This is a genomic window from Sphingobacterium cavernae, from assembly GCF_008520265.1.
Taxonomy (GTDB): Bacteria; Bacteroidota; Bacteroidia; order Sphingobacteriales; family Sphingobacteriaceae; genus Sphingobacterium; species Sphingobacterium cavernae.
The window spans coordinates 55,274-65,365 of record NZ_VIQM01000024.1 but is presented as its reverse complement, the minus strand read 5'-3'; the positions used below and the strand labels follow the sequence as shown (position 1 = coordinate 65,365).

Below are 10,092 nucleotides of genomic sequence, written 5' to 3'. Positions count from 1 at the left end.
CCCCGTAAAATGGACAGTCCAGGAATTTACGATCTATCGCATTCATAACCTGTAGGTTGAATAGGGATTCCCCCTTGGGTTTAAAATAATAACTGCTACGGGGTAACTCCATAACCTTGCACTGTCTGTAAACGCTCATTTTCTTATAAGAGGGGCAAACAAGACCGCGTTTCTCTTCTAAGCTCATTTGCCCAATACTTTTTTTAAGAAATCCACCTGTATCTGTAACTCCCCAATCTTGGAGTAAAGTTCCTTTTCCTTGGAATCGTCTTTTGAAGAAGACTTCTCTGTGGTAAAAACAGATTCTGCATTATCCAGAAATTCCCGTTTCCAGGTGTTGATCTGGGTGGGATGTAACTCATATTTAACCGCCAGCTCTTGGATAGTCTGCTGCTCTTTGATGGCTTCTATGGCTACCTTAGCCTTAAAGCTTGCACTGAATTTCCTGCGTTCTTTTTTCATTCTCAACTGCTAATTTAAACATTTATGCAGTTGTCCAGTAGTTGGGTAGTATGATAAGACGTGCTAATTCCGTACGATGTGTTAAAAGTAAGTAGAGTGTGTGTAATTAAATTAGGCTTCAGGGAAACCTGAAGCTTTTTTACATTCTTAAAGAAAATAAAATTATAGGTTATAATGGAAACAATACTCCCAATATTTGGGAGTATTGTGTTTTATGGATTTGTTGACCACAAAGATGCAGATTTCAACATAGCTCTTCTTGGTAATTTTAAATTAGCAACGATTAATTCTGCAAAATCTTCAGGTTGTAAAACTTTTTCTGTATCTCCATCTGTTAATTTTAAGTCAATAGACATGTCCGACGCTATTGTCGAAGGCATTAAAGTACAAACACGAATATTGTTTTTACGCACTTCACGCATTAAAGAGTCAGATAAACCAATAACACCAAATTTAGAAGCACTATATGCCGAAGTTGTTGCTGCACCATTTAATCCTGCTGTAGAAGATACATTGATAATGTCACCTTGATTTTTTTCGATCAATTGTGGCAATACAGCTTTTGTAACGTAATACGTACCAAATAAATTGGTGTTAATAATATCTGTCCATGTTTTTACATTCATGTCTACTAACGATCCAAAAGAAGCAATACCGGCATTATTTACCAAAATATCAAACATACCAAATTCCACATTTAGTTCTTGAACAGCTTTTTCTACAGCATCGTAATCAGTGATATCAAAAACCTTATAAGTAGCTTGCACACCTAAAGCTTTTAACTCTTTTACAGTATCAATTAAGTTAGATTCATTTCTCCCTGTGATTGCAACATGTATGCCTTCTTTAGCGAACGCTAGAGCTGTTGCTTTACCTAAACCACGCCCTGCACCTGTAATTAGCGCATATTTTCCTTGTAAATTTTCCATATTCAAAATTATAAAAACTAATATTATTCCAATGTTATATGATTTATATATTAGGATTTATTTTTTAATGCTTTTGTATTTACGCTGTTGTGACGAATTTTTCTGACTCTCTTTGTAGTTTTAAATAAAATAGAATTGCCATGAATAAAATGAAAATTGAAATATGGAGCGATGTAATGTGTCCATTCTGTTACATAGGTAAGCGTCGATTTGAAAAATCATTAGAGAACACATCGCTAAAGGATAAAATTGATGTCGAATGGAAAAGTTTTCAGTTGAATCCTGGTATGCAAACGGATACTTCTATTAACATTAACGAATATTTAGCACAGCATAAAGGAATGCCTTTAGAGCAAGCAAAAGCTTTGAATGCTCAAGTAACACAAATGGCAAAGGGAGAAGGGTTGGAATATAACTTTGATAAGTCCGTTGTAGCCAATTCTTTTAAAGCGCATGTGTTGACACATTTTGCTAAGCAATTTGGAAAGCAAGATGAAGTAGAAGAATTATTATTTCAATCATATTTTACCGAAGGTAAAAATATCGACGATATAGAAGTGGTTAAAGATATTGCTAAGCAAGTAGGTCTAGATGATGTAGCTTACCAAAAAGTTGTCGTAGATGGTTCGTTGGATCACGAAGTGAAAATGGATATTAATGAAGCACGTCAGATTGGAGTACAAGGAGTTCCTTTCTTTGTGTATGATCGTAAATATGCTGTTTCTGGCGCACAGCCAGTTGAGTTATTTATCCAGACATTAGAAAAAGCTTATTCAGAATGGCAATCAAAAGCTGATCCGATTCAAATTCAGAATACTAGCGATGGACCAACTTGCGGCTCTGATGGATGTGATTAAAATAAAAAATCCTTCTCTTTATGGGAGAAGGATTTTCTTTTTCAGTACTGAAATCTATCACACTTTGATTTCAACTTCAACACCTGAAGGTAATTCAAGTTTCATCAATGCGTCAACAGTTTTAGCATTTGATGAGTAGATATCCAAAAGTCTTTTGTAAGAACATAATTGGAATTGCTCACGTGCTTTTTTGTTAACGTGTGGTGAACGTAAAACTGTATAGATTTTTTTCTCAGTAGGAAGAGGAATAGGACCTGAAACTACTGCACCTGTAGGTTTTACTGTTTTTACGATTTTCTCAGCTGATTTGTCAACTAAATTGTAATCGTAAGATTTCAATTTGATTCTGATTCTTTGGCTCATTTTATATTTGTTTTTTAAAATGATCTCCTATTAGAGCTATTCACAATAGGAGACCGGTTTATTTTGAATTATCAAAGATTATTATTCTTCGATAGATTTGATTTTACCTTTTGATTTTGAGATTACTTCGTCAGAAACGTTACGAGGAGCTTCAGCGAAGTGATCGAATTCCATAGTAGAAGTTGCACGACCTGAAGTAATAGTGCGTAATTGAGTTACATAACCAAACATTTCTGATAAGGGAACGATAGCTTTGATTACTTGAGCACCATTACGCGTGTCAAGACCTTGCATCTGACCACGACGACGGTTTAAGTCACCCATTACATCACCCATGTTTTCTTCTGGAGTCAATACCTCCACTTTCATGATAGGCTCTAATAATACTGGAGAACATTTAGGTAATGCTTCACGGTAAGCCATTTTACCAGCTAATTCGAATGATAATGAATCTGAATCGACTGCGTGGAATGAACCATCAATCAAACGAACCTTCATACCAGTCAATGGATAACCAGCTAATACACCGTTTTTCATTGAAGATTCAAAACCTTTTTGAACAGAAGGAATGTATTCTCTTGGAATAGCACCACCAACGATTTCATTAACGAATTGAAGAGGGTTTTTAGCTACATCCCAATCCTCATCAGCAGGAGAGATAACAACTTTGATATCCGCGAATTTACCACGACCACCTGATTGTTTTTTGTATACCTCACGGTGTTCTGTAGTACCTGTGATAGACTCTTTGTATGCTACTTGAGGAGCACCTTGGTTTACCTCAACTTTGAATTCACGACGTAAACGGTCGATTAAGATATCTAAGTGAAGCTCACCCATACCTGAGATTACTGTTTGACCAGTATCTTCGTCAGTTTTTACTACGAATGTAGGATCCTCTTCAGCTAATTTACCAAGACCAATACCTAATTTATCAACGTCAGCTTGTGTTTTAGGCTCAATAGCTAAACCGATAACTGGCTCAGGGAATACCATTGACTCAAGAACGATAGGGTTCTTCTCATCACACAAAGTATCACCAGTTTTGATGTCTTTGAAACCAACAACAGCACCGATATCACCAGCCCCAATTCTTTCGATTGGATTTTGCTTGTTAGCGTGCATTTGGAAGATACGAGAGATACGCTCTTTGTTACCTGAACGCGTGTTCAATACATAAGAACCAGCTTCTAATACTCCTGAATATGCACGTACGAAACATAAACGACCTACGAATGGGTCAGTCGCGATTTTAAATCCTAATGCTGCGAAAGGCTCAGACTCAGATGGTTTACGTGAAATTTCTTCACCTGTATTAGGGTTAGTACCAGTTACAGCTTCGATATCTAATGGAGAAGGTAATAATTCCATTACTAAATCAAGCATAGTTTGTACACCTTTGTTTTTGAAAGATGAACCACAAACCATAGGAACGATAGCATTGTCTAATACAGCAGCACGTAATGCATTTAAGATTTCGCGCTCAGTCAATGAATTAGGATCATCGAAGAATTTCTCCATCAATGACTCATCATAAGAAGCTACTGCTTCTAATAATTTCTCACGGTACTCAGCTACTTCTTCCTCCATGTCAGCAGGGATAGGAACTTCTGTAAAAGTCATACCTTTATCAGCCTCATTCCACACCATACCACGGTTGTTGATTAAGTCAACTACACCTTCGAAACCATCTTCTGCACCGATTGGTAATTGTAATGCTACAGCGTTAGAACCTAACATTGATTTTACTTGACCAACAACTTTTAAGAAGTCAGCACCTGAACGGTCCATTTTGTTTACGAAACCAATACGAGGAACTTTGTATCCATCAGCTAAACGCCAGTTAGTCTCTGATTGAGGCTCAACACCATCAACAGCAGAGAATAAGAATACTAATCCGTCTAATACACGTAATGAACGATTTACCTCAACCGTGAAATCCACGTGTCCAGGAGTATCGATTACGTTTACTTGGTATTTGTTGCCACGGTAATTCCAGAATACTGTTACAGCAGCAGAAGTGATCGTGATACCACGCTCTTGCTCTTGTGCCATCCAGTCAGTAGTTGCAGAACCTTCGTGCGTTTCTCCCAACTTGTGGTTTACTCCAGAGTAAAATAAAATACGCTCTGTAGTTGTAGTTTTACCAGCATCGATGTGCGCAGCGATACCGATATTTCTAACTAATTTTAAATCTTTTGCCATTTTGTTTTTATGCAATTTGTCTTTCGACGTTTTCTTTTAATGCAGTAATTAAATAAGTACACCGACTTTGATAAAGGAATAATCTTTTATCAATAGTCGGTGTAATCATATTTATTGTGTTGCTTTCAAAATTAGAATCTGAAGTGTGAGAACGCTTTGTTAGCCTCAGCCATTTTGTGCGTATCTTCTTTCTTCTTAACAGCAGCACCTTCACCTTTAGAAGCTGAAATGATTTCTCCTGCTAATTTCTCAAACATAGTTTTTTCACCACGTTTGCGAGCATAAGAAATTAACCATTTCATACCTAAAGCGATTTTACGCTCTGGACGTACTTCCATAGGTACTTGAAAGTTAGCACCACCTACACGGCGAGATTTAACTTCAACAGCAGGCATAACGTTGTTTAAAGCTTTTTTCCAAGTCTCTAAACCGTTTTCTTGTGTTTTTGATTCTACTAATTCTACTGCATCGTAAAAAATTGAGTAAGCGATAGATTTTTTACCATCGAACATCATATTATTTACGAAACGTGTTACCTGAACGTCATTAAACTTTGGATCAGGTAAAATGATTCTCTTTTTTGGTTTTGATTTTCTCATTTTTCTTTCCTCCGCTTAATTATTTCTTTTTACCTTTTGCTGGAGCTGCAGCTGCTTGTCCTGGTTTAGGACGCTTAGTTCCGTATTTCGAACGACGTTGGTTACGACCTGCTACACCTGAAGTATCTAATGCACCACGGATGATGTGGTAACGTACACCTGGTAAATCTTTCACACGACCACCACGGATCAATACGATCGAGTGCTCTTGTAAGTTGTGACCTTCTCCAGGGATGTAAGCGTTTACCTCTTTACCGTTTGTTAAACGTACACGAGCTACTTTACGCATTGCTGAGTTTGGTTTTTTAGGGGTAGTAGTATATACACGTGTACATACACCTCTTCGCTGTGGACATGAGTCCAACGCTGGTGACTTACTCTTGTCAACCAGAGCTACTCTACCTTTTCTAACTAATTGTTGAATAGTAGGCATTTACCTGTTTTTGTTTTTAATTTTTGTTAAAAAATCTTTTAAGACTGCAAAGATAAAGAAAGATTTTGAATTGTAAAGTGTTGTGTAGAAAAAAGTTCAGGGAGGTAGTACTTATTTCTGATAGGGTTTAAATGAACGTATTTTTTGTTGATTATTCTCTAGATAAGATAACTTTAATTGCTTCTCATTTAATAGTAAAATCCGGTATTCTATATCTTCTAAGGGCGTGGAGGGATCATTTTGCACAAATTTATTGATGGTAAGTAAATTGTTTTTTGTGTCTAATGAATATGAATAAATATTCCTTTCTCTTGAATAATAGCAATGAGGAGCTATTAGATATTGCGTCAATATGTTGTTTAAATTGAATTTGAATTTATGAGGCAATTCACAGTTTATTGTTCCAGGAATTTCAAACGATTCAAAAATAGCGTTTTCAGGATTAACTTCTGGATTTATGTCTTCTGTGTCAATCTGCCAGTCTATTTTGGTGAGTAGAGGAACGGCATTGTAGGAGTAATAATCGTCTTTGCTGCAGCAAGTTAGATTTAAAACCAATAAAAGACATATTATTAATCGCATGGATTTCCTGTTGAAACGAGAGTTAATAAAAGTAAGAAATATTTCTTTAATATTAATTTTAATCGAAGGAATTTTTTAAATTAAATAATTTATTTTGATGGAGTATATGGTTTACCAGTTGATCTGCCCCAAAAATGCTTAGGTGGTCATCATCGTACATGTAGCTTTCTCTGTCAATATATTTTATAAATTGAAATTTGCTTATATCAAGATATACATTTGAGTTGAGTTCATTTGATAAGAAGTTATTGTACGTTACAGCTTGTTTCAAAATATATCTTTCTTCTAGAGAAGTGTTTGTTTTCATTTCCAAAGCTAATATCTCTGGAAACCCCATGGTATAGGCAGGTGTTTGTCCTATGATAGTGTAATTGATTTTGTGATTGTCTAAGTAAGCTATTAAATCCTGAATTTTTATTTTTAAGGTATTGGCATCATATTGTCCTGAACCCCAAAAAGCAGTTATATATACCTTGTCTATATGTTTTGCATTTCTTGGTAAGAATTCATCGTATACAAAATCAATTAATTTTATGGAATTTTTAGGCCCCTTTGTTTTCAGTAAAGGGTAGGTAGTGGATACCGTGGCCTGTAGAAAATTAATATTCTTTTTTTTCAATTGCTCCGCAAAGCTATGTGCCAATGCTCCTGCATGACTATCTCCAATCAAAAGGATATTCTTTTTTGTTTTGTTGATGAACAAGCACCCTTTTTGGTCAAATTGTTCAAATGTATTGTCGACATCGATATGACAAGCACCTTTGCGAAATTGTAAGTCTAAGTATTTTTCTCTATATGTTTTATTGTAATGGGATAGAAAATGAATTTCAGAATCATCAAGGTTTGATTTGTAGTGGTTTAATCCCATTAATAATAGTATGCCAACAAAACTTGTTGTAAGAATAAATTTCAAAGAGGAGAAATTTTTATTTTTTTCAATAAGATAATACGATAAGCTGGCAAAAAATAGGGATAGTAGAAATAAAAAAACAGGCGTTGAGAAATGTGTTATTGCAAAGTAATAGGTGAATACAAACAGAGGCCAATGCCAAAGGTAGAGTGAATATGAAATGTTTCCAAAATACTGTAAGAGTTGAATTTTAAATAATCGTAACTCTGCATTCGAAATAATTATTAAAGCGGTAGCTATAACTGGGAACAAAGTATAGTAGGAGGGCCAGGTAATTTCTTTTTCATTGAGTAAATATATGCATGCGCATAATATTACCAAGCCAAGGACGCACATTGATTTTCGTGCCAATCCAGTCCATTGTATATTCTTCTCAAAAACTACTAGCACGCCACCAATGAGCATTTCCCATGCTCGTGTTGGTAGTATATAAAATGCTAAATTAATATCTTTTTCCTCATAAAATTTCATCAACGAAAAAGATAAACCAATAGAGATTGTGAAAAATGCTTTTAATACCAATCTGTTCGTCTTGATTTTATATCTGAAAGGAAATAATATTAATGGATATAGGAAGTAAAATTGCCACTCTATAGATAAAGACCAAGTGTGTAGCAAAAAGTTTGTGAGTGATGCGTTATCAAAATAACCGCTATTCAAATAGTAGGAAATATTTGAGATGAATAATATACTACTAATAGCGTAATGGTTGAGCGTATGAATATCTTTAGGAAGTAGAGCGAAATAAGAAACAATGCACACAACAATTAGCATAAATAACAAAGCTGGGAGTATTCGCTGTGCTCTTTTGCTGTAAAATGATTTAAAACTAAAACTTCCGTTTTGAAAGCCTTTTAATATGTTTGCGGTCATCAAATATCCGGAGATCACAAAGAATATATCCACGCCAATGAAGCCTCCTTGGAAATAAGGTATTTGAAAATGAAAGAATACTACAGCAATAACAGCTATAGCCCGCAAAAAGCCAATATCGTATCTGAAATCCATTAATTTGTGGTGCAAAACTCTGTAAATTCTTCCTTATTATAAAATTACTTATTTACAAACCATAGAAACCCTTTTCTTTCCATGTATTTTAATTAGCTTTCTTTAACTTTGAGGCATGAATCTACCAAAATTTATTGCATCAAGCTTCGCTTTTTGTGTGCTGTTTGCTTCTTGTGTAACACAGCACAAGCAGATGGATTCGAAAAATAGAAATCTTAAAATTCTTTTAATTTCGGATCTCAATGATAGCTATGGTTCCGTTGGCTACAGCAAGGAAGTCCATGATGTGGTGAAACGCGTCAAAGATATTCAACCAGATATAATCTTGTGTGGGGGCGATATGGTGGCAGGGCAGAAAGCGTCATTGACAGCATCACGTTTGGATTCGATGTGGCTGGCATTTGATCAGTCTGTTCTTACGCCAATCAATCAGTTAGGCATCCCATTTGGTTTTACAATGGGAAATCACGACGCTTCTCCAAGTTATCATTTGGATAGGAATGCTGCTTCTTCATTTTGGAAGATGAACAAACACAAGGCAAATTTAACGTATGTAGATGATACTCATTTTCCGTACTATTTTTCATATATCAAAAATAATGTATTCTTCATCAGTTGGGATGCTTCTTCCTCTGTTATTCCTGCTGAAGTAAAATCATGGATGAAAGAACAATTAGCAACATCTGCTGCAACTAAATCGCGAGCGCGTATTGTTTTAGGGCATTTGCCTTTGTACGCTATTGTAGCGGCAAAAAATAAAAAAGGCGAAGTGCTAAATGATGCGGATGAAACGTTGAATTTTCTGAAAGAAAATAATGTGAATATGTATATTTCTGGACATCAGCATGCGTACTATCCAGCTACAAAAGAGCAAATAACACTATTGCATGCAGGCTGTTTAGGTGGTGGTCCTCGTGAAATCTTAGGTCATCCAGTCAAAGCTACCAAAGCTTATGCCGTATTAGAATTGCCAAGGCAAAAAGGTATAGGAAATATCAAAATAACAGGGTATGAACCAGCTTCGCATCGTCATATTCTTTTAGAGTCATTGCCAGACTCTGTTGAAGGGTTTAATGGAAGGGTAATTAGGTGGAAAGACTAAAATAATTTCAACAAAAATGTATTTATTGAAATTATTTTAGTCTTCGTATTTTTTATAGAAGAAGAAATATCTAAAAACTTAATCATTAAGATTAATATTTGTGGTTAGAGCTTTTCCCGTTGAAACGGAATTTTCTTTTATAACTTTTCCGTCCTGTATTATTTGTGCTTTTAGTGTAGAGTTGTCAGATGTGCCAATCGCATTTGCAGATGCAATAGCGTATAGTTTTCCAACTTCGACTTCAGGACTGGTCCATGTAGAGCCTTTATTTTCTGATGTATTCGTAACAGGACTGGTTCCACTATAATAAACCACTGTGCCAATGTTTACACCTTCTGAGCCAATGAATTTATATTGTATTTTCACCTTGCTATTATCTTGAGGTGATTTTTTATCGTCTTTGTCACAAGATATAACAAGAATTGAAGATAAAACAAGAGTCGATCCAAGTAAAGCTTTAAAAAACTGGTTTCTTTTCATTTTAATTAAATTATTTTAACGGTAAAAATAATATTCAAATATCGTACCTAACTAAATAACAGTTTTTATTATATTGATCGTTTTGCTTGTTGAAATTTATTCCTAATATTTTTTAAATTTATTATGTCATTTTTAATCATATATTTGAACAAGAAGACCGCT

11 protein-coding genes are annotated in these 10,092 nt (G+C 35.1%); 2 read left to right on the top strand and 9 right to left on the bottom strand.

Annotated elements, in window-relative coordinates; genetic code table 11:
* Window positions 1-183: 183 nt before the first annotated feature.
* On the bottom strand, window positions 184-462 hold the full coding sequence (locus tag FLS47_RS03765) for a transposase (RefSeq protein WP_149913055.1): 279 nt from the start codon (window positions 460-462) through the stop codon (window positions 184-186).
* Window positions 463-674: 212 nt separating this feature from the next.
* Entirely contained in the window at window positions 675-1,391 is a 717-nt protein-coding gene (locus FLS47_RS03760; RefSeq protein ID WP_149913054.1) for a 3-ketoacyl-ACP reductase, read from the bottom strand.
* A 140-nt stretch (window positions 1,392-1,531) separates the two neighbouring features.
* On the opposite strand from FLS47_RS03760, the gene FLS47_RS03755 reads away from it, so the two are divergent.
* Window positions 1,532-2,248, top strand: a complete 717-nt coding sequence (locus FLS47_RS03755) for a DsbA family oxidoreductase (RefSeq protein ID WP_223225119.1) — start codon at window positions 1,532-1,534, stop codon at window positions 2,246-2,248.
* 57 nt (window positions 2,249-2,305) lie between these two features.
* Here FLS47_RS03755 and rpsJ read toward each other — a convergent pair whose 3' ends face one another.
* From rpsJ to FLS47_RS03725, 6 genes are all read right to left on the bottom strand, one after another.
* A complete protein-coding gene (rpsJ, locus tag FLS47_RS03750) occupies window positions 2,306-2,611 on the bottom strand; it encodes a 30S ribosomal protein S10 (protein ID WP_039053489.1) in 306 nt (101 codons plus the stop codon).
* Between the two features lie 81 nt (window positions 2,612-2,692).
* On the bottom strand, window positions 2,693-4,816 hold the full coding sequence (fusA, locus tag FLS47_RS03745) for an elongation factor G (protein ID WP_149913053.1): 2,124 nt from the start codon (window positions 4,814-4,816) through the stop codon (window positions 2,693-2,695).
* Between the two features lie 131 nt (window positions 4,817-4,947).
* A complete protein-coding gene (gene rpsG, locus FLS47_RS03740) occupies window positions 4,948-5,415 on the bottom strand; it encodes a 30S ribosomal protein S7 (RefSeq protein ID WP_132778116.1) in 468 nt (155 codons plus the stop codon).
* Between the two features lie 19 nt (window positions 5,416-5,434).
* Entirely contained in the window at window positions 5,435-5,848 is a 414-nt protein-coding gene (rpsL, locus tag FLS47_RS03735; RefSeq protein ID WP_002993550.1) for a 30S ribosomal protein S12, read from the bottom strand.
* A 111-nt stretch (window positions 5,849-5,959) separates the two neighbouring features.
* A complete protein-coding gene (locus FLS47_RS03730) occupies window positions 5,960-6,430 on the bottom strand; it encodes a hypothetical protein (RefSeq protein ID WP_149913052.1) in 471 nt (156 codons plus the stop codon).
* A 58-nt stretch (window positions 6,431-6,488) separates the two neighbouring features.
* Window positions 6,489-8,348, bottom strand: a complete 1,860-nt coding sequence (locus tag FLS47_RS03725) for an acyltransferase family protein (protein ID WP_149913051.1) — start codon at window positions 8,346-8,348, stop codon at window positions 6,489-6,491.
* 115 nt (window positions 8,349-8,463) lie between these two features.
* On the opposite strand from FLS47_RS03725, the gene FLS47_RS03720 reads away from it, so the two are divergent.
* The gene (locus FLS47_RS03720) at window positions 8,464-9,450 is read left to right on the top strand and encodes a metallophosphoesterase family protein (protein ID WP_149913050.1); all 987 of its coding nucleotides are present in this window, start codon (window positions 8,464-8,466) and stop codon (window positions 9,448-9,450) included.
* 78 nt (window positions 9,451-9,528) lie between these two features.
* Here the strand turns inward: FLS47_RS03720 and FLS47_RS03715 are convergent, their stop codons facing one another.
* Window positions 9,529-9,930, bottom strand: coding sequence for a hypothetical protein (locus FLS47_RS03715; protein WP_149913049.1), 402 nt, complete (start codon window positions 9,928-9,930; stop codon window positions 9,529-9,531).
* Window positions 9,931-10,092 lie beyond the last annotated feature (162 nt).